Annotated in this window: 13 protein-coding genes and 1 pseudogene; 4 read left to right on the plus strand and 10 right to left on the minus strand. The window is 51.2% G+C overall.

Annotated features, from left to right (window positions below):
* Position 1: 1 nt before the first annotated feature.
* Together msrA and ACO0K2_RS06110 are read left to right on the plus strand one after the other, a co-directional pair.
* Positions 2-505, plus strand: a complete 504-nt coding sequence (gene msrA / locus ACO0K2_RS06105) for a peptide-methionine (S)-S-oxide reductase MsrA (RefSeq protein ID WP_423016821.1) — start codon at positions 2-4, stop codon at positions 503-505.
* Positions 506-572: 67 nt separating this feature from the next.
* Positions 573-1,154 carry a DUF7482 domain-containing protein gene (locus tag ACO0K2_RS06110; RefSeq protein WP_423016823.1) on the plus strand — a complete coding sequence of 194 codons (582 nt, stop codon included), beginning with the start codon at positions 573-575 and terminating at the stop codon, positions 1,152-1,154.
* Positions 1,155-1,168: 14 nt separating this feature from the next.
* Here ACO0K2_RS06110 and ACO0K2_RS06115 read toward each other — a convergent pair whose 3' ends face one another.
* Both ACO0K2_RS06115 and ACO0K2_RS06120 read right to left on the minus strand, forming a co-directional pair.
* Entirely contained in the window at positions 1,169-3,559 is a 2,391-nt protein-coding gene (locus ACO0K2_RS06115) for a DNA polymerase II (RefSeq protein WP_423016825.1), read from the minus strand.
* Positions 3,552-4,454, minus strand: coding sequence for a LysR family transcriptional regulator ArgP (locus tag ACO0K2_RS06120; protein WP_423016827.1), 903 nt, complete (start codon positions 4,452-4,454; stop codon positions 3,552-3,554). Before ACO0K2_RS06120 ends, ACO0K2_RS06115 begins: the two co-directional genes overlap by 8 nt.
* A gap of 73 nt (positions 4,455-4,527) precedes the next feature.
* Between ACO0K2_RS06120 and ACO0K2_RS06125 the strand changes: the two genes are divergently transcribed.
* Positions 4,528-5,190 (plus strand): LysE/ArgO family amino acid transporter, encoded by a 663-nt coding sequence (locus tag ACO0K2_RS06125; protein WP_423016829.1) that lies wholly within the window; start codon positions 4,528-4,530, stop codon positions 5,188-5,190.
* Between the two features lie 53 nt (positions 5,191-5,243).
* On the opposite strand, the gene ACO0K2_RS06130 is transcribed toward ACO0K2_RS06125, so the two are convergent.
* The 7 genes and pseudogenes from ACO0K2_RS06130 to ACO0K2_RS06160 form a co-directional block, all read right to left on the minus strand.
* Positions 5,244-6,452, minus strand: coding sequence for a CaiB/BaiF CoA transferase family protein (locus ACO0K2_RS06130; protein WP_423016831.1), 1,209 nt, complete (start codon positions 6,450-6,452; stop codon positions 5,244-5,246).
* A 46-nt stretch (positions 6,453-6,498) separates the two neighbouring features.
* The gene (locus ACO0K2_RS06135; protein ID WP_423016833.1) at positions 6,499-7,311 is read right to left on the minus strand and encodes an oxepin-CoA hydrolase, alternative type; all 813 of its coding nucleotides are present in this window, start codon (positions 7,309-7,311) and stop codon (positions 6,499-6,501) included.
* Complete coding sequence (locus ACO0K2_RS06140; protein WP_423016835.1) at positions 7,301-8,458, minus strand: acyl-CoA dehydrogenase family protein; 1,158 nt, start codon at positions 8,456-8,458, stop codon at positions 7,301-7,303. The genes ACO0K2_RS06135 and ACO0K2_RS06140 overlap by 11 nt, the downstream gene beginning before the upstream one ends.
* Positions 8,459-8,466: 8 nt before the next feature.
* Positions 8,467-9,675, minus strand: a complete 1,209-nt coding sequence (locus ACO0K2_RS06145) for an acyl-CoA dehydrogenase family protein (protein ID WP_423016837.1) — start codon at positions 9,673-9,675, stop codon at positions 8,467-8,469.
* Positions 9,676-9,686: 11 nt separating this feature from the next.
* Positions 9,687-10,868, minus strand: coding sequence for an acetyl-CoA C-acyltransferase (locus ACO0K2_RS06150; RefSeq protein ID WP_423016839.1), 1,182 nt, complete (start codon positions 10,866-10,868; stop codon positions 9,687-9,689).
* 47 nt (positions 10,869-10,915) lie between these two features.
* A pseudogene (locus ACO0K2_RS06155) lies at positions 10,916-12,214 on the minus strand (FAD-dependent oxidoreductase); the annotation flags it as partial.
* 223 nt (positions 12,215-12,437) lie between these two features.
* A complete protein-coding gene (locus tag ACO0K2_RS06160) occupies positions 12,438-13,349 on the minus strand; it encodes a LysR family transcriptional regulator (protein WP_423016841.1) in 912 nt (303 codons plus the stop codon).
* A 307-nt stretch (positions 13,350-13,656) separates the two neighbouring features.
* Between ACO0K2_RS06160 and ACO0K2_RS06165 the strand changes: the two genes are divergently transcribed.
* Entirely contained in the window at positions 13,657-14,454 is a 798-nt protein-coding gene (locus ACO0K2_RS06165) for a thioesterase family protein (RefSeq protein ID WP_423016843.1), read from the plus strand.
* 65 nt (positions 14,455-14,519) lie between these two features.
* Here ACO0K2_RS06165 and ACO0K2_RS06170 read toward each other — a convergent pair whose 3' ends face one another.
* On the minus strand, positions 14,520-19,994 hold the full coding sequence (locus tag ACO0K2_RS06170) for a tetratricopeptide repeat protein (RefSeq protein ID WP_423016845.1): 5,475 nt from the start codon (positions 19,992-19,994) through the stop codon (positions 14,520-14,522).
* Between the last annotated feature and the right edge of the window lie 3 nt (positions 19,995-19,997).

Genomic DNA, 19,997 nt, shown 5'->3' on the forward strand with positions numbered 1-19,997 from the left:
GATGACAACAGAACGTGCCGTACTGGCAGGGGGATGTTTTTGGGGTATGCAGGATTTGATCCGTAAGTTGCCGGGCGTTCAAAGCACTCGCGTTGGCTATACCGGCGGAGACGTCAAGAATGCGACTTATCGCAATCATGGCACACATGCTGAAGGGATTGAAATTCACTTCGACCCCAGCGTGATCAGCTATCGTCGTTTGCTTGAATTCTTTTTCCAGATCCATGATCCGACGACGCCCATGCGTCAGGGTAATGACCGCGGCATGTCTTACCGTTCGGCGATTTACTTTGCCAATGAGGCGCAACGTCTTGAAGCAATCAATACGATTGCGGACGTCAACGCGTCTGGCCTGTGGCCTGGCAAAGTCGTCACCGAAGTCGCGCCAGTCGGCGATTTTTGGGAAGCGGAGCCTGAGCATCAGGATTACCTAGAGCGGCATCCGAACGGCTATACTTGTCATTTTCCGAGAGCCAACTGGGTTTTGCCACGCCGAGCGACGTAAACGGATGTCCTCGTGTCGCGACGACGGTTGTCTTGTGATGACGAAGTCTCTTTCAAAAAGAAGTGCTATGAAACAAAGCTTTGCTCAACGTTGTGTGCGCTCTGCCGCGATGGCGCTCTCATTAGCGGGTGTTGTGCTGATGAGTGCGTGCACCAGCGTTGCTGACGGATCAGCGGTTGCGACAAACAATCCTTCCATGATTGGTCTTCCCTTGGTGCCGGGCTGGTTTGAAGGACATCGTGTCTGGTATGTCACGACGGATATTTCTGACAAAGCGATGGCAGATGCCGGTCAAGCCAATTATGTTCCGCGTCTTGCCAACGCCTTACCGCCCGAGCCGCCGGTACCCGGTAAGCCCTCGGCGGTTGAACGCATTTATAAATTTATGAATGTGGATCAGCCAAGTGTGTTGCCGTCGATTCCACAACCGATGGGCGGTGGCAATACCAACGTGAACTACAGCCCCTTCTGGCAACTCTATGCGGTATTTTGGTTGCCAGGTAAAACACCCCATGAACTTCGCTCAGAACAAGAGCTACTCGATGCCCAAGATCAGGGGCTCGTCGATATCAAACCATTGCGGATTATCGTGAATTGCCCGGTCGTTCAAGTTGAACAGACGGTACTGCAAGGTGCAAAGCGCCTTTGATCGTACGGTATGGATTAAAACAAGGCCTGTTGTCGACTGGTCAGCGCGTCAAAGTCATCATGTAATAACGGCAGAATCGCATCCGCGATCGGTTTGAGCTGATTCGACAGGTAATGCTCGTAATCGATCGCTGCTTGTCGATTTTCTAGTGGTTCAGGGCCGTTGCGCGTGATGACATAACTAATCCAGCCGCCGTGTTGATATTGCAAAGGACGTCCACGTTGCAGATTGAATTCATCCGCAATGCGGGCAGCGCGGACGTGCGGTGGCACATTGCGCTGATAGTCCGCTAGAGAACGACGCAGCCGTTTCCGGTAGACCAAGGCGTGATCGAACTCACCATTGAGGGTGCGTCTGACATAGTCTCGCACAAAGGCTTGATAAGGTTGGCCTCGGAAGATTTGACCATAGAGTGTTTGTTGAAATTCTTGGGCCAATGGTGTCCAGTCTGAACGAACGGTTTCCAATCCCTTATAGACGACATCATCGCTCCCATCTGGGCGCGTGTACAGACCCGCGTATCGTTTCTTGCTCCCTTCTTCTGTGCCACGAATGGTGGGCATAAAGAAGCGGCTGTAGTGTCGTTCAAACTGAATCTCTAAGGCACTTTCTAATCTCAGAGTGGATTGTAAGTGTGTCTTCCACCAGTCGTTAATGGACGTTACCAAGGCGTTGCCGATGTGTCGTGCATCCTCATCACTATGGGCTTTTTTGAGCCAAACAAAGGTCGAGTCGGTATCACCATAAATCACCACGTAGCCTTGTTGCTCAATGAGCTTGCGGGTTTGGTGCATGATTTGATGTCCACGCATCGTGATCGACGATGCCAGACGTGGATCAAAGAAGCGACAACCCGTCGAACCCAAAACGCCATAAAAGGAGTTCATGATGATTTTCAGGGCTTGTGATAGGGGGGCATTTTTTTCTCGTTTTGCGACATCACGTGCTTCTGAGATCTGCCGTACGATATCCGGCAGGCAATGCTTGTGTCTGGAAAAATGTGCGCCGATAAACCCAGGTACCGAGGCATCGTCCTCTGGGTGGTTAACACCTTCAATCAGACCGACGGGATCGATCAAAAAGCTGCGGATGATGGAGGGGTACAGGCTCTTGTAGTCCAATACCAGCACTGAATCGTATAAACCTGGCTGAGAATTCATCACAAACCCACCCGGACTGGGTTCGCCATGGATGTCACCAAGGTTCGGTGCAACATAACCAAGCCGATGCATCGAGGGCAGGTAGCGGTGGGTGAAGGCGGCGACCGAGCCACCACTGCGGTCTGCAGCTAAGCCCGTAACAGTGGCGCGCTCCAACAAAAATGACATCAGTTCCGTTTTGGCAAAAATTCGCGTAACGAGCTCACAGTCTTTGAGGTTATAGGTGGCCAACGCGGGTTTGTCTTCATCAAATCGGCGCTGGATCTCGTCCATCCGTTGATACGGATTATCAGTCGCTTTGCCTTCACCCAATAAGGTCTGCGAGACAAATTCCAGACTGAACGACGCAAAATGCCACGTTGCTGATTTTAATGCTTCAATACCATCAATCACTAATCGTCCGGCGATACCAGCAAAGTAGTGGTCTTGCCGCTGATGCTTACGCCACTCCATGACACTGCCATCACGGCCAAGCGTCAGCGGGATACGAAGGTGTTCTGCGTGTTGCTGCAAGATGCGCAAATCAAATTGCACCAGATTCCAGCCAATGATGGCATCGGGATCATGGGTTGTGATCCACGCGATGAGTTTTTCAAGGAGCGCCGCGCGGCTGTCACAATATTCCATCGCAAAATCAAGCCCACTGGCATCGCCATTCGCCGGCCCCAACATGTAGACTTGGCGCTGACCGCAACCTTCTAATGCAATCGAATACAACTCACCATTCATACTGGTTTCAATATCGAGCGACACCAAGCGTAATGATGGACGGTAGTCCGTTGCGGGCTTTATATCCGTCGCAACGACCTTACTTTGTGCTTCTGTTGTGGTGCGTAAAAGCACAGGTGCGGTGATAAAGCGCTCCATCAAATAGCGATCCGGCGGCTGCACATCGGCCTCATAGACATCAACACCCGCCTGACGTAATCGCCGTTCAAGCTGACTGAGCTGGCGATAGTGGGTGCAATAGAGTCCTAGGACAGGACGCTGCTGGAAATCCTTTAATGCCAATGGTCGCAGTTCAGCGCCTTGTTGCTTGCTAGACGGTTGTTGTTGCAATACCCGCTCTGAGAGCGCTCGATGTTCGGCAGGAATAAAAGCAATGCAAGACTGGCGTGGCAAACGCACAAGCCGAGGGCCGTTGTTCGTGGCGATCCAAAAGCTGATCTCGATACCGTCAGGCATATCGCGCCAATGACGGGTGAGGATAAAACCGAGTTCGGGGCTTGTTTGTAGATCAGTCATGTGGCGGCAATAAATGAGTCTGTGCAACCTTGATCACACTACGGGTCAGTCCTTCTAACAAGGAAGAGGCAGAGCGCGCCTGTTGCCAATACAGCGGAATGTCTAACGGTGTCTGTGACACGAGCTCAACCAATGCACCACGATCAAGATGGGCTTGGATCAATGTTTGAGGGTGCAAGCCCCAGCCCATGCCAGCGATGGCTGCCGCAACAAACGCATGTGCCGAGGGTAAAGTATGGCGAGGGAGTTCGACATGCTGTTGGCAGTAGCGGTGCACCCACCGCGTCTGCAATTCATCTTTGCTGTTGAATACCAAGCTCGGTGCGAGGGCGAGGCTCGTGTTACTGACACCCTCTGCAAAATAGCGGGCCATAAAATGGGGACTTGCCGCGGCAATGTAGCGCATCGATCCCAATGCGCGGCTGTTGCATCCAGACGGCGCTTGTGGGCTGCTGGTGACTGCGGCTAAGACTTTACCAGAGCGCAGCCAGTCGGCAGTATGGTCTTGATCATCCACCGCGACTTCCATGAGCACGGGCGCGGTCGCCGCAAAGCTGGTCAGTGCTGGCGCAAACCACGTGGCTAAACTATCGGCATTGACCGCCACCGGTAAGGGAACACGTGTGGGCGCTTCTTGTCCCAACGACGGAACCGATGACTGTAATTCGTGTTCTAGCAAGCGCACTTGATCCACATGCTGACATAAGCGACGCCCTGTATCAGTCGCCACGCAGGGTTGGCCGCGCACGATTAACGCGGCGCCGACGCTTTCTTCGAGCAACCGAATCCGCTGTGAAACGGCCGAAGGCGTGACATGCAGCGATCGCGCGGCCCGTTCGAAGCTGCCTTCTCGGATCACCGCGGCTAAGACAGATAACGAGGCATAGTCCAGCATCAGATTAGTTTTACTTCATTTACTTAAGAAATTGTAGTTTGACTTCATTTGATGAACGTTGCAAGCTGGCGGTATGACAAATCTCACTTTCTCTCTCGCTGGCACCGTACTTGCCGTTCCTGCCGTCCCTGCTTTCACGCAAGGCCTCGCCCTGAGCCTCGGACTGATTGTCGCCATTGGTGCGCAAAACGCCTTTGTCTTACGGCAAGGGCTGCGGCGCGAATACGTGGGGAGTATTGTGCTGTTTTGTGCGGTGTGCGATGCAGTGCTGATTGCGGCGGGGGTGTTTGGCATGTCTGCAGCCTTGGGTGAGCGCCCACTACTTACAAAAATCTTGTCACTTGCGGGTGCGGTGTTTTTAGCTACCTATGGTTATCAAGCATTGCGACGTGTCACGCAATCCAATCAATTGCGACCAGCGGAAGCGGCCAGTGGCATGCGACGCATCAGCGTGTTATTGCAGGCGGCGGCTTTTACGCTGCTCAACCCCCATGTTTATCTGGATACGGTCTTACTTCTTGGCAGCATTGGCGCGCAACAACCCCCCGATTTACGTGTGTGGTTTGTCGCAGGTGCCTGCTGCGCCAGCGTGGTGTGGTTTGCCGGACTGGGCTTCGGTGCCCGTTGGCTAGCGCCTTTTTTTGCTCGACCACGTGCGTGGCAGATAGTCGACGCCTTGATTGGAGTAACGATGTGGGTGCTGGCGCTGTCGTTGATAGGGCGAGTGATCCGTTAATGTGCTTTTTTTGATTAGCACAGGCGTGGATCACGTCGCTATTGATTGATCCCCTAAATCACCCCAGACGCCTTCAGGCGGTCAATCTCTTCTGCAGAAATTCCCAATAAGGAGTGCAAGACATTGTCTGTCGCTTCGCCCAGCACGGGCGGTGCGTGGCGTACAGGAAGGCGTTCGCCATCGAATAAATAGGGTGGTGCCAGTACCTTCACACTACCAGCCACGGGATGCGCTTGCGTCGTGACCAGACCCGCATCGCTGACGCGTTGTGAGGTGAGGCTTTCGTATAAACCAGCGACCATACCGCAAGGGATGCCTGCGGCGGTTAATTTATCCAGCAGCAATTGACGCGGGCGACTCGCGAGTTCTTGGCGTATCAACGGAAACAGCACATCACGGTTGGCAGCGCGTTGTAGGTTGGTCGCAAACCGCGCATCGCTCGGAATATCGGGACGATCGATGACCTCCTGACAAAAACGAGTGAACTGCGCATTGTTGCCAACTGCAATCACGACCGGCCCATCGGCTGCTTCAAAGACGCCATACGGCACAATCGATGGGTGGGCGTTACCGAATCGTGGCGGATCTTTTTCCTGTAGCAAGGCTTCCAGACCATAATAAGCGGTGATCATTAAACCGCAATCGAATAAGGCCATGCCAATATCACGCCCTTTGCCTGTCGTTTTGCGCTCATAGAGGGCGGCGAGAATGGCCTGTGCTGCGTACATGCCGGTCATCATGTCCACCACCGCTGTTCCGAACTTGAGTGGCGGTTGGCTGGCTTCGCCGTTGAGAGCCATTAATCCGGCTTCGCCTTGAATCACCAAATCATAACCAGGGCGGCTTGCCTCGGGGCCGGTTCGGTCATATCCCGTAATCGAACAATAAATCAAACCAGGATGATCGACACGCAGTTGCTCGTATCCGAGCCCCATTTTTTCAATACCGCCAAATTTAAAATTTTGAATCACGACATCCGACTTCAATGCCAGATCGCGGGCAATTTGTTGTCCTTCTGTTGTTTGCAAATCCAAGCATACGGAGCGTTTGTTGCGATTGACGCTATTGAAGTAGGGTGTTTCTGTGTCCCCGATACGCAAGCCCCAGTCGCGGGTATCATCGCCGCGTTGAGGGTGTTCCACTTTAATCACTTCGGCACCTAAATCGCCGAGCACCATGCCACACCATGGTCCCGCCAATACCCGAGAAAGATCGAGAATGCGGATACCTGCGAGTGGCAAGGCAGTATTTTTTTCAGACATAACAACTCCATTGATTGAGCATCGCGGATAGCCTCGATGGCACGGACTATGTTCCCCGCAGCGCAGCGAAACGGGCAGGACGTTTTTCTAAAAAGGCATTAATCCCTTCCGCGGATTCGGTATCACCTTGTGATTCCACCATGTAGCGCGCTTCGAGCAGCATGTGTGTCTCTGCATCATTGTCATACGCTGCCTGACATAATGTTTTGATGCGTGCAGTAGCGCGTTCAGGGCCTTGCGCTAAGCGCTCTGCCAACGCAATCGCTTCTTGGAGTGCGGCATCAGGCTCAGTCAGGCGATTGATCGCTCCCAAAGCATACATCCGCTCACTGCCGATACGGTCGCCCGTCATGCTGAATTCTACCAAGAGGTGACGTGATAACACTTCGGATAAAAATTGTGTGATACCGCCGTCAGGTGTTAAACCGACTTTGCAATACGCAATAGAAAAAAACGCATCTCGTGCGGCAACGATCATATCGCAGGCAAACGCCAGTGACATCCCCGCACCGGCAGCACCCCCTTCAATCGCAGCGATCACGGGTTTCGTGCAATGACGTATTGAATGAATCAGCGTATGCAAGCCTTCGAGTGTTTCAGCACGCTGTGCAGCGGGGAGGGTACGACGAAGCTTCAGTTGGTTGAGATCGCCGCCAGAACAAAAGAAGTCGCCCGCACCGGTCAAGACAATCACAGCCACACTAGGATCGGTTTGCGCGTTCGCGAGCGCAGTCGGTAGCGCTTGGTAGAAACCGAGACTGAGTGCATTGCGTGCGCCGGGATTGTTATTGGTCAATATAAGCACCGCACCACGTTGCTCGCTGAGCAGCGCGGGGGATGGAGAAAGATTAGTCGACATCGGCGGTATCCTTGATCTGTTTCTTGAGCGCGATATAGCGTTGTAAGTGGGTATCTTCATCACCCAACTGATGATCGATCATGATCAAGCGTTTTGCGTAATGCGAAAGTGGTAGCTCCCACGTCATACCAATACCGCCATGCAACTGAATACTTTCTTCAGAAACCAAGGTGCCAATACGCCCAATCGTGAATTTGGCAGCGGAGACTGCACACTCTCGCGTCAGTCTGTCCATCTCCATAGCCGCCGCCGCATTGATGACGGCAGAGCGTGCCTGTTCGATCTCTAATAACACGTCTGCCATGCGATGCTGCAATGCCTGAAACTGACCAATTGGCACACCAAATTGCTTTCGCGTTTGCAGATAATCCAATGTCGCTGCTTTACAGACTTCCATCGCACCCAACGCCTCGGCGCATAATGCCAAGATGCCGCGAGCGGTCACGTGTTCAATGATCGGATACGCTTGATCGACGCTACCCAAAAGCGGTTCCTTACCGACCCAAACATCATCGAGCCGGAGCTCTGCAGCTCGGCCACCATCCACTAATCCAATCGCATGCACTGACACCCCAGGCGTGTTAGCCGGAAGCACAAATAAAGAGATACCATGCTCATCGCTTGTCGAACCTTGCGTACGCGCCGACACAATGAACACATCAGCGATGCCGCCATACATCACCATCGCTTTTGCGCCTTGCAACCGCCATCCCTCTTGCTCGGGTTTCGCGGTGGTTTCTACCCTCGTTAAGTCATGATGGGCATGGGGTTCTTCGTGGGCAAATGCAGCAATACTGCTGCCGTCGATGATTTTTTCTAGCCATTGTCGTTGCGCGTCATTGCCCACTAAGGCGATGGCGCTACCTGCTAATACGGCGCTACCTAATACAGGTTCAAGCACCAGACCGCGTCCGAGCGCTTCAAAAATGACAGCGATATCAAAACCACTTCCACCCAAACCGCCTTCTTCTTCACGAAACAAAGCAGCCATCGTGCCTAGATCAGCCAGTTGTTGCCACAATGCGCTACTGATCCCATGTTCTGATGCATTAATGCGATGACGTTCATCGATGGTGTATTGTTCGCTGATAAACCGGTTGAGGCTGTCAGCCAGCATGCGACGTTCTTCGCTATGGTCAAAATTCATGTTCTACCTCACAGTCCCAAAATCATCTTGCTGATGATATTTTTTTGAATTTCATTCGAACCGCCAAAGATGGATAACTTACGGCTGTTGAAGTAGTGTCCGGCCACGCCGCTGGCGCTGGTCAGTTCTGCAGGGAGCGTGGACGTGGCATCCGCTTCGGCGCTTGTCGGCAGTGCCCGCGCATAAGTACCCATTGCGCGACGGGTAAGCGAAAAAATTTCTTGGCGAATTTCTGTACCCCGAATTTTTAACATTGAACTTTCAGCGCCCGGTGCACCTCCTCCCGCCACACTTGCAAGCACACGCATATTGGTGGTTTTCATGTTATCGAGATCAATCTCCACCCGTGCAAGACGTGCGGCAAACACGGGGTCATCAGCGAGAGGTTTGCCGTGATGAGTGCGTGTTGCGGCAATCTGTTTGAGACGCTTGAGCGCTGCGACAGAAAATCCAATTCCTGCGATATTGGTTCGTTCATAGGTCAGCAGATATTTAGCGCAAGTCCACCCCTTATCTTGCTCGCCGACCAGATTGTCTGCTGGCACTCTTACATTGGTAAAGAAGACCTCATTGACTTCATGTGCGCCATCGAGCGTGATGATAGGACGCACTTCGATGCCCGGTGTCGTCATGTCGATGAGCAGAAAGCTGATGCCTTCTTGTTTGCGTGCATCGGGGTTGGTGCGCACCAAACAAAAAATCATATTGGCATGGTGACCCAAGGTCGTCCATGTCTTTTGTCCATTGACGATGAAGTGATCGCCCTCCGCATCAACGTCGCGCACAGCGCTGGTCTTGACGGCGGCAAGATCCGATCCTGCACCCGGTTCAGAATAGCCCTGACACCACCAATCCGCGCCATTCAAAATGCGTGGCAGCCAGTAGTTTTTTTGTGCTTGATTACCATACTTAATCAGCACTGGCCCCAGCATATTGACGCCAAACGGAACGACCCGCGGCGCATGAGCAAGGCAACATTCATGCTCAAAAATATATTTCTCAAAAACAGTCCAGTCCGGCCCGCCGTATTCTTTGGGCCAGTGATTGGCCAACCAACCACGCGCATGCAAAATCGCATGCCATTGTTCCATGTCGGCTTTGGATAGATGCTGTCCTTGTTTGACTTTATCTGACAAACGGGCGGGCAATTGTGTGCGTAAGAAATCTCTGACTTCTTGTCTGAACTGTTCTTCTTCTGCTGTGAACTGTAAATCCATCTCACTCACCCTCAATAAATTTCAAACAAACCCGCTGCACCCATCCCACCTGCGATACACATCGTCACGACGGCGTACTTGACGCCACGGCGGCGTCCTTCCAGTAGCACATGACCCACCAGACGTGCCCCTGTCATACCAAAGGGATGACCGATGGAAATCGCGCCGCCATTTACGTTCAGGCGTTCATCGGGAATGCCCAAGCGTTGCTGGCAATAAATCGCCTGTGATGCAAAAGCTTCATTGAGTTCCCACAACCCAATATCCTCGATCTTCAAGCCGTGGCGTGCGAGTAGTTTAGGGACGGCAAATACAGGCCCAATGCCCATTTCATCCGGTTCGCATCCTGCCAATGCTAGACCCCGAAATGCGCCCAGTGGCGTGACATTGGCGCGGCTCGCTTCTTTGGCTTCCATCAACACGCAAGCGGATGCGCCATCGGATAACTGTGATGAATTACCTGCCGTAATAAAATGCTCTGCACCGCGTACAGGTGGTAGCTTTGCCAGTCCTGCCAGCGTGGTGTCGACGCGGTTACAAGTATCGACATCGATGGTGACATCGCGCTGAGTAACGGTACCGGTCGCTTTGTCTGTGACAGCCATGGTGGTGCGGCACGCGACAATTTCATCCCGGTAGCGACCAGCGGCTTGTGCCTCAGCGGTTTTACGTTGGCTTTGTTCAGAGAATACATCCTGAGCTTCGCGACTAATTCCATAACGGGCAGCTACAATATCCGCGGTTTCGATCATCGGCAGATACAAGTCAGGTTTGTGTTCAAGAATCCATGGATCCAGACTGCTCGCTCCATCTTCTCGGGTGCGAATCTGTGAAATACTTTCCACACCGCCCGCAATCATCGCAGGCGCTCCATCAACGACGATGCGGCCTGCGGCCATGGCAATCGCTTGCAGTCCTGATGCACAGAAGCGATTGACCGTCGTGCCGGCAATGCTGATGGGCAAGCCAGCGCGGATGATCGTTTGACGCGCAATATTGCGCCCCGTAGTGCCTTCGGGATAGCCGCACCCAAGAATGGCGTCTTCAATGCATGAGGGGTCGATGCCCGCGCGCTGCACAGCGGCACTGACCGCAAATGCGGCGAGAGTTGGACCAGGAGTGATATTAAACTCGCCGCGATGGGCTTTGGTGAGCGGGGTGCGTGCTGTTGAGACAATGACGGCTTCGCGCATGGTGTGATCTCCTTCGTTATATTTTTGTGGAATGGTGCTGACAGTGCTCAGAGGTGATTGAGACTATCGAAATTTTTCCCCTGTGCGACTAATTCGACGAGCAGCGGGGAGGGTGTCCAGAACAAGGGATCGGCTTGTGCAAAGGTGCGGATGTCCGCCAAGATCTGCGGCAAACCCACTGTATCGGCATATTTCATGGGGCCACCACGGTGACGTGGGAATCCGTAGCCGTTGATAAATGTGACATCGATATCGAGGGGACGTAAAGCGATCCCCTGATGCACGACGTTCGCGCCTTCGTTGATCATCGCTGCCATATAGCGGCGCAGAATTTCTTCGTCGGAAAAGGTGCGTGGGGAGATACCGACCCGTGCTTGTTCGGCGTCGATGATCGCGAGGATGTCGGGATCTGGCAGACCATGGCGAGTGCCATTGGGATACAAATAATAGCCACGCCCGGTTTTTTGTCCAAACCAACCACGCTCACAAATACGATCCGCAATCTGCACATAGCGCGCTTTGGGATCGCGCGTTGCTGCGCGGCGTTTGCGTGTCGCCCAACCAATGTCGCCCCCGGCCAGATCAGAGACTTGAAATGGTCCCATTGCAAAGCCAAAATCGACCATCACCTTATCGATCTGGTAAGGAGAGGCGCCATCTTCCATCATGTGATCCGCTGCTTGACGGTACACAGCTAAAATTCGATTGCCGATAAAGCCATCACAGACGCCCGCACGGACTGGAATTTTTTTCAAGGTCTTCGCGAGCGCAAACGCCGTTGCGACGACATCGGCAGCCGTTTTCTCCGCGACGACGATTTCCAGTAACTTCATCACATTGGCAGGCGAAAAGAAATGTAAGCCAATCACATCGGCTGGTCGGGAGATGCTGGCAGCGATGTCGTTGACATCGAGGTAGGAGGTGTTCGTTGCTAAAACGGCGCCCGCATGACAGACGCGGTCTAGCTCTGCAAAAACCGCTTTCTTGACGGCCATGTCCTCAAAAACAGCTTCGATCACGAGATCCGTTTCGGCAAGTGATTCATAGGTCAAGCTACCTTGATAGCGTTGCATAATCTGCGTTTTTTGATCAGCAGTCAGACGCCCTTTGGTGATGGCGTTATCGAAGACTTTATGGATGTATTGACTCGCTCGGCTGAGTCCCGCTTCATCGCGCTCAACCAATGTGACGGGCAAGCCGTGTTCTAACAACGCAACAGCAATCCCAGCACCCATGGTGCCACCACCGATCACGCCAGCACTGGTGATTGTACGAGCCGTCGCGGATTGGGTTTCTGGTGCTAAAAAAACCGCTTGCTCGGCGTAGAGAACGTGGGCGAGCGCCGCATCCTTGATTTCTTGCGCAACATCATTTTGCATAGTGAATGACTTTCAATGAGACGGCGTTCCGCAACAACGCAAGCGGCCAAACGCCTAGGTTGAATCCTCATTGATTGTCATCGCAAAGTGGCTTGTTGACAATCTCCTTACTTCTTGACACTGCGTCAAATTAAATTTGACAATAAGCTTCCAAAAACGGCGATGTGGCAGCACGCATGCGGCCTGATGTTCAACGCCATATCTGACTCAGCGCGACGATCTTTTCACTTAAGAAATGAATCACGGCACGGGTGGAGGGGGATGGGTATCTGTTGGGTAACGTCAAAAGATAGAGGTTACCCCCCAGATCCGCTACGCGGTAGTCTGGGAGCAAGGGCTCTATTCCCGCGTAGGCAGGCATATACTGGACATAGGCAGGCAATAAGCCAACGCCTAAGCCCTGAGAAACGGCATCGGCCAGCAGTGGGAAATCGTCGGATTGCAAGCCCGTCGTCATATCAACCGTATGTAAATCGTTGTCGTAAAGCGTATGCGCGAGCTTCAGATTGACCCGGAGACCAGGATAGGGTGACGCCACCAAAGGATGATGGGCAAGGTCACTCGGCTGAAGAATCGGTCCATGCCGTTTTAAATAGGCAGGCGAAGCAAACAATTGCCAATGGATCGGACATAGGTGTTTGGCCACACAGTCCATCGGCGGCGTGGTCGTGATCTTGAGCGCCACGTCCACCTCGGCGGCAATCAGATTGTGGATGCGGTTGTTAAACGTCACATTGAGTGTAATGCCCGGATGTAATTTGGCAAATTCCAGCAACATCGCCCCTGCGTACATCCGCCCAAATCCTGTGGGTACACTGATTCGTACATGACCACGCAAGGATTGTCCCAAACTATCAATCGATGCCCTTGCCGTGCTTAACTCGGCCATCATCCGTTGGCCATACTCATACAAAATTTGCCCAGCTTGCGTAAGCTCCAGACTCCGCGTTGAACGCCGCAAGAGCTGCGCCCCCGCCTCGCGTTCGAGTAACTTCAGCTGATGACTGATATTAGACCGTGTCATATTGAGCCGTCGTGCCGCCGCACTCAGACTACGCGCATCAACCATCTCCAGAAACATACTGATCAAATTCAGATTCATCGCTTTGTTGAATACAATTAAACAGAGTGTTTGATAGTAATCACTTTTATGCGAGGCGACAATGGGGAAGATTGACGTGGAAAATAGCCGTCATTGAGATAAAACTAACCCATCCGATATATAGTTTAATGAAGAGGCCGTCAGTATCAGACAGGCGGGGTCTATTTTTTCCTTCAACGAAGGAATCGCGTGGACTGAGAGGCGTGTCTAAAGGAAAAATATACTGCATTGTATTTTTTTAGTCATAATGCCCTCATAACACAACACAGAACAACGCAACACAGCACAACATACTGAAAGGTAACGGATGTCTATTGATCAGCTCATCAAACAATTAGAAACACAATCCACGATCACCATCCCTGCAGGGTGGGGACAAGGGCGCGCGACCTTTGGTGGCTTATTGGCAAGTCTGATGTTGAGTCGTTTGCATGCGACGCTGGGTGATCTCACCCAAGACCGGGTGCTGCGATCTGCCACGATTTCCTTCATCGGCGCGGTGGCACCGGGTGAGGTGGAGATCAAAGCGGAAGTGATCCGTAGCGGAAAATCAGTGACGCAGGCGTCGGCAACGTTGCTGCAAGACGGTGCGGTGTTAGCGATGTTGCTCGCCAATTTTGGTAGCAGCCGTCCTTCTTCGATTGATATTCCTGCGAGTATTCGTCCACCCGAAGTGAAGTCGCCAGACGATGCGATGAAGTTTGGTTACATCCCAGGTTTGATGCCAGAATTTATCCAGCAAGTGGATCTACGTTGGGCCGCAGGCGCGTTGCCTTTCAGCGGTGCGCCGCAAGCGGATTTTGGTGGTTGGATGCGCTGGAAAGATACCTTCCCAACAATGACCCGTACCCATTTGCTCGGTTTGATTGACGCTTGGCCCCCATCTGTGTTGCCGCTACTCAAGGGGCACGCGAACGCGAGCACACTCAGTTGGAATATCGAATTTCTGACACATGACTTGAGTAAGACCAGTGAGCATTGGTGGCAGTATCAAGTCACGACCGATTATGCCCAATCAGGTTATGCACATGCCGTGGCACATATTTGGGACGATGAGAAAAATCTGGTGGCGATTAGCCGTCAGGTGACGACGGTATTTGCCTGATGAAACCACTACCTCGCCGTGAAGACTTACCTTTTATCGGCGAGATAGTGGTGTGTGTCGGACAGTTAATGTCCTTGCGCTTGCTGTTCAAGATCGGCCGCTGCTGCTTCACGGCCTGTTTTTCGCCAGTTATACGCCAACGCGTTCCGAGTGATTTTCGTCAGCGGGTGTGTGCCGCCCATGACTTTATTTTGAATCAAGAGGGCGCGCTGCAGAAGTGGCTCAGCCTCGGCATAGCGACCCTGTTCGTTGTACATTGAACCAAGGGTTTGCAAAGACTCAGCAACGTCGCTGTTATCCTTTCCCTTGCTCGCTTCGCGTAACTTCCACGCATGCTTGAACTGTTGTTCAGCGTCAGTATAACGATGTTGTTTGGCATAGAGTTCACCAAGATATTGATACGAAGAATCGAGATTGAAGTTTTCGGCGCCAAGCGCGTCTGATTTAAGTTGTAGAGCACGTTTGAGAGAACGTTCAGCAGCGTCGAGCTGATTGAGATGAATTTCTACCCGAGCCAAATTATCAAGGATGAAACTCAGCCACAAATCATCTTCACCCCCTAACTCTGTTCTTAACGCTACAGCGCGCTGGAGGAGTTCTTGTGCTTGTTGATACCGCTCGGTTAAATCATAGACAGTACCAAGAAGCACCATCGAATTAATCATCTTATATTGCTCTTTTTTTCCGGCTTTTTCTCTGATCGCGTTGACTTCCATCAGCGATTTTTCTGCCTCGGCATAGCGACCCATAAAAACCATGTTCTCAGCAAGTGCCGCCATGGAAATGGCTGTAATACTATTTTTCTCACCAAATAGTGCGCGCCGAAGAGCATAAGCTTTGTTGTGGTAATCGATTGCTTTATCGATTTGTTCCACTCTTGTATAAAAGTTACCCAATTCGGATAGCCCCTCGGCCACATCTTTCGATTGCGCACCGGATCTTTGTTCGCGAATAGCAAGTGCCTTCAAAAAGAAAGAAGCGGCCTTATCGTTTTCAAATAGATCACGATAGATATTGCCGTTGATTTCGAGCGCATCAATGCGTTGATCCGTATTTTTTTCGTCACCTGCCTGAACAAGCGAAAGGAGTCTCTCGGCATAAGGAAGACCTTTCTTACTTTCGCTCATAAAGAAGTAGTAGAGAGAAGTGGATTTCAGTTGTTCGATCAATTCTTCATGATCATTGCTAGGCTGATCTTCCGCCAGTTTAAGCGCACGCAGTTGAATGGCTTCTAAACGTTGATAATCATTAACACGTGTATAAGCGTCGATTAAGGTCTGTGTCTGCACAAGGTCGCGAGGTTCATCGGCAATGGCGAACCATTTCTGAGCTTCGTTTGGATTGCCATGTCTTTGGTACCACTTGGCTAATTGCACTTGGCTTGTGATTGATCCTAATTTTGCGGAATCAAGAAAAAAATGTTCAGCCATCGACGCATTTTTTTCAACGCCTACTCCTCGCTCGTAACATAGCCCTAATAAATACATCGCGTTAGCGTTGTTTCCTTTTGCTGCATCGCCGAGAATTTTTACCCCTTTTTTGATGTCCAATGCAACGCCATTGCCATTTAAATACATTTGGCCTAAGTAAAGTTGGGCGTCAACGTTTCCTTGGCTCACCGCTTTTTCATACCACTTGGTTGCTAAATCAAGATTTTGGGCAACATCTCTTCCTTGCTGGTAGATCAGACCAACCGTAAATTGGGCGTCACTATCCCCATGTTCTGCAGCACGAAGATACCAATACAGAGACAAATCCTTGTTAACAGGAAAACCACGCCCGAATTCGTAATTTCTTCCGAGACGGAACTCGGCAGTGGCGTTGTTAAAGGTCGCCGCTTTTTCATAGAGACGGTTTGCTTCTGTATAATTTTTTCCGCCGTCAATATACGTTGAATACAGGTAGCCTAACTCAACCATCGCCGACGGGTTACCTTGGTCGGCTGCTTTTTTAAACCATGCGGTGGCTTTCTCTAGATTTTTCTCAACGGCTGTTCCATTTTCGTACATGACACCAACAGCATAGGTGCCGTTTGCGTTGCCATTTTCTGCGGCTTTGAGATACAACGCAAGCGCCATTTTTTCGTCTTTTTCAACACCTACGCCTGCTTCATACATGCACCCAAGGTTGTACTGTGCGGGAGTAAATCCTGCTTCCGCTGCTTCGCGATAAAGTGCAAAGGCTTGATGAACATTTTTGTCGACCGATTGACCATTTTCGTAGGCATATCCAAGATTGAAAATGGCTCTGATATGGTGCTGGCGTATCGCACGACGAAACCAAAATTCGGCATAACTAAAATCTTCTTCATCGCCTTCACCATCCCGGTACATTTCACCTAATGTATTCATCGCATCTGCGTTTCCTTGGTCCGCTGCCGCATGAAAAAATTGAAGTGCCTTGGTCATGTCTTCGCCGACACCGTTTCCCCGATGATAGCGGTCGCCTAATTCGTTTCGTGCTACTGCAGAGCCCAGTTCTGCAGCTTCTGTGAAGTAGCGAAGTGCTTGTGCCTTATCTGCTTCAACATCGATACCTTTGTCATATGCATTCGCTAAGGTCAGTAAGGCATCCACTTGTTTTTTCTCTGCGGCAGATTTGAGCCACACAAGCCCTTGCTGGGTGCCGTTGGGGACCACTTTCCCTGTCAAATAAAGTGCCCCAAGTGCCGCCTGAGTATCTGGATCGCCAGCCTCTGCATCGGGTAACCAAGCCGCTATTGCCTGCGCAGGTTGATTGGCGCGTAGCGCAGCGCGACCGGCTTCAAGGCGAGGATTATTGACCTGCAGCCGCTGTAGTTCGATTTTTGCTTGGAAAGTGAGATCTGAGCCAATGAGGCCGTCGGCCAGATACCAATGAAACGCCTGCCGAGCGCCTGCGAGATCATTGTTGGCGAGGCGTGATTGACCGATGTAAAACCATGCGGTATTGAGCGCAATGTGTTTGGCATCAGCGGGTAAGGTATTGGCTTTTTCAATGAGTTGTTCTGGCGTGATCAATCCTACTTGCATGGCAAGCACGGGGCGTGGCCATGGACCATCAGGAAATTCGCCGGCGATCTTCAACAAGTCAGGTGTTACTGGTTGTTTTGTTCTTTGCAACAGGGCGATGTCATCGATGATATCTGCCGTTACATTTGTCAATTTCTCCCGCTTCCCGCGCGCCAACTGATAACGTTCCATCGTCGCCAACGCTGCTTTTGTATCGCCAGTATAAAAATATGACCATGCTAAATTGCGTGTGTACGGATTGCTGTCTTCCGGGCGATCGTTGCCTGTCCACAATGTGTTACTGAGTTCAAAATTGCCAGCTAAGAAGGCGAGTTCACCTCGACATTGATCGACGCCTTTTACTTTTGTTTTCGTCTCAAGGCGACGGGTCAGCTCATTCGCAAAATTTCTAATGTCTCGTTCAACCATCAAATCTGGGCTCAACGTGTCACGGATAAAGCTACAAGCAGATTCGGGTGATGGTTCTTTATTTTCAGCTTGCATTGCCTGCATCGATCTTACTGCTTCGTTGGCGTAGCGTAAGTTGTCGAGGCTACGGAAGCCATAGCTCGACATTAAACTTGACGTAATGGCTGACTCATTCACACGCATTGAGTTAGAAACAAAAGGGTTCAGTTTCTTTACTTCCAGCTGGAGTGCGGGTACCTCCGCGGCAGGAATGACGGCTTGCTTTAACCGATAGTCCATCAAATAATCCAGGACATTTCCATGGAAACTGTAAATATCTTGGATCTTGAAATACGGGTTATTCAATGTTTCACCGTTTTCTGGGTCGCTTACACGTAACGTTTCGGGCCAGTGAATGCGTAATCGGTATCGTCCATGAAAATTGCCGCCTGCTAATTCGAAAGGAAAATTGCGTACCACCTTATCTGGGATGCCAATAGAGCCAGCAAGAATCTGACTATCGAAATCGATCGAATAGAAACCATCTTTATGATTAACCGCTTTGGGCAAGACATAGCGACCGATCATTTCTAACGTATTCTCGCTGCTATTGTCATTGATTTGCGGTGCGCCGTTCATCTTGATACCGGCATATGTTTTTTCGTAAAATGAGAGTAGATATTTCTTTTGCTCATTGGCCGACATGGCATTGATGCGTGCACGCATACCATCCGCATAATTTCCTCGGAAAATATCATGGGCTTCTAAGTTCGCTCTTCCGTTGAAATCCCTCAAGACAATATCTTCGACATGCTCAAAGCTTGGGCCGACATCGGCACGCTCAGGTAATGTGATCAACGCATTACTTTTTTTGTCGACGACTAACGCTGACGCACCAGGAAATGCCGAGGGCATCGTTGCTAAAGGTTCTGGTTGATTGGTACGTGTCGGGTCAACGTAATAGAGTTGACCATTGATGGTGACTTGGACAATGACATGATTAAACCATGTCGGAGAGTTCAATAATTTCGCAGGTAATTTCGGTGCATCAGCTGATAGCAAAACAGGCTTTGCATCAATACCAAGCTCTCTTAACAGACTCACCAACAGATAGCTTTTGTCTTTACAGTCGCCATAGCGTTTTTTGAGCACGACATCAGGTGCTTGCGGTCGATGCGAGTTTTCACCAATCGATACACTAAAGTAGCGAATTTCATTTTGCACCCAATGTAATGCTGCTTCCGTTTGCGCGGTTGGATTTGGTTGTTTGCGGAATTCAGCAACGAGATCCTTGAGGGCAGGTGTGGCAGGTAAAGGAGGAAAGAGATCGCTCGCCCATGCTGCGACCTCTTGCCAGTTCTGATATTCAGTCAATTGGAAGACGCGGCCAGCCAAGAAATCCGCTGGCGTTGACTTCTCGATTTCTATGGCATCGAGACCTTCGCTTTCAAAGCGAATGCGTTCCATATCGTTGACGGTATCGATCTGTGAGGGAATGGCGTCTTTCTGAAAGTCACCAAGTTGTCGCCACAAAAGAGGTCGGTTGCGCGGATGAAGCACACTGAGGCGCTTTCGTTCTACCGGTGCAGTACTGTCCCAGCCAAAATTCGATGACCAATGTTTTCCAAAAACAGGGTTGCTGCCTTCAATGGTGTAGACGATGGAGAGCGTGTCGCCAATTCGGACGTCGTCGAGCAATAGCTGTAAGGTCGTCGCACCACCAAGCATGCCGTTGTCAATATTGGTTTCACGCTGGAGAGGACGGATGCTGACACTGTTAGTACGGTCGAGTCGTTGGTTGCCGCGCAGAATCGTTACTTTATGGAGTAATAATTTTTCATATTGAGAGAAATAATCAATACTATATTGTCCAATGACACCAAGTGAACTGGAGTCATTGACTTGCAGAGCGCGTTGGTAAGTAACCGCAGGCACTGCACCGACAAACGCTTGGGTATCAGCAAGACGGATCACGACCGGATCCGTCCGCTCAGTCTGGGGGATGTCAGTTGCCAGATGTACCCATGTTGGTACAGGTGCGCCACGAACAAAGCCTGGTGTGTCGCTTGCTGATTTACTTGTTGGTGCGGCAAGAACGGTAGCGGGCAGCAGCACCGCTGCTGTTACGTAGGCGATATGCATAAA

The sequence above is a fragment of the Undibacterium sp. MH2W genome (assembly GCF_049340215.1).
Taxonomy (GTDB): Bacteria; Pseudomonadota; Gammaproteobacteria; order Burkholderiales; family Burkholderiaceae_D; genus Undibacterium.

Excerpts from the sequence above, each read along its gene's own strand:
- ACO0K2_RS06135 (WP_423016833.1), bottom strand. The coding sequence starts at position 7,311 with ATGTCGACTAATCTTTCTCCATCCCCCGCGCTGCTCAGCGAGCAACGT.
- msrA (WP_423016821.1), top strand. The coding sequence starts at position 2 with ATGACAACAGAACGTGCCGTACTGGCAGGGGGATGTTTTTGGGGTATG.
- ACO0K2_RS06165 (WP_423016843.1), top strand. The coding sequence starts at position 13,657 with ATGTCTATTGATCAGCTCATCAAACAATTAGAAACACAATCCACGATC.
- ACO0K2_RS06115 (WP_423016825.1), bottom strand. The coding sequence starts at position 3,559 with ATGACTGATCTACAAACAAGCCCCGAACTCGGTTTTATCCTCACCCGT.
- ACO0K2_RS06125 (WP_423016829.1), top strand. The coding sequence starts at position 4,528 with ATGACAAATCTCACTTTCTCTCTCGCTGGCACCGTACTTGCCGTTCCT.
- ACO0K2_RS06160 (WP_423016841.1), bottom strand. The coding sequence starts at position 13,349 with ATGAATCTGAATTTGATCAGTATGTTTCTGGAGATGGTTGATGCGCGT.
- ACO0K2_RS06145 (WP_423016837.1), bottom strand. The coding sequence starts at position 9,675 with ATGGATTTACAGTTCACAGCAGAAGAAGAACAGTTCAGACAAGAAGTC.
- ACO0K2_RS06130 (WP_423016831.1), bottom strand. The coding sequence starts at position 6,452 with ATGTCTGAAAAAAATACTGCCTTGCCACTCGCAGGTATCCGCATTCTC.
- ACO0K2_RS06170 (WP_423016845.1), bottom strand. The coding sequence starts at position 19,994 with ATGCATATCGCCTACGTAACAGCAGCGGTGCTGCTGCCCGCTACCGTT.
- ACO0K2_RS06120 (WP_423016827.1), bottom strand. The coding sequence starts at position 4,454 with ATGCTGGACTATGCCTCGTTATCTGTCTTAGCCGCGGTGATCCGAGAA.
- ACO0K2_RS06110 (WP_423016823.1), top strand. The coding sequence starts at position 573 with ATGAAACAAAGCTTTGCTCAACGTTGTGTGCGCTCTGCCGCGATGGCG.
- ACO0K2_RS06140 (WP_423016835.1), bottom strand. The coding sequence starts at position 8,458 with ATGAATTTTGACCATAGCGAAGAACGTCGCATGCTGGCTGACAGCCTC.
- ACO0K2_RS06150 (WP_423016839.1), bottom strand. The coding sequence starts at position 10,868 with ATGCGCGAAGCCGTCATTGTCTCAACAGCACGCACCCCGCTCACCAAA.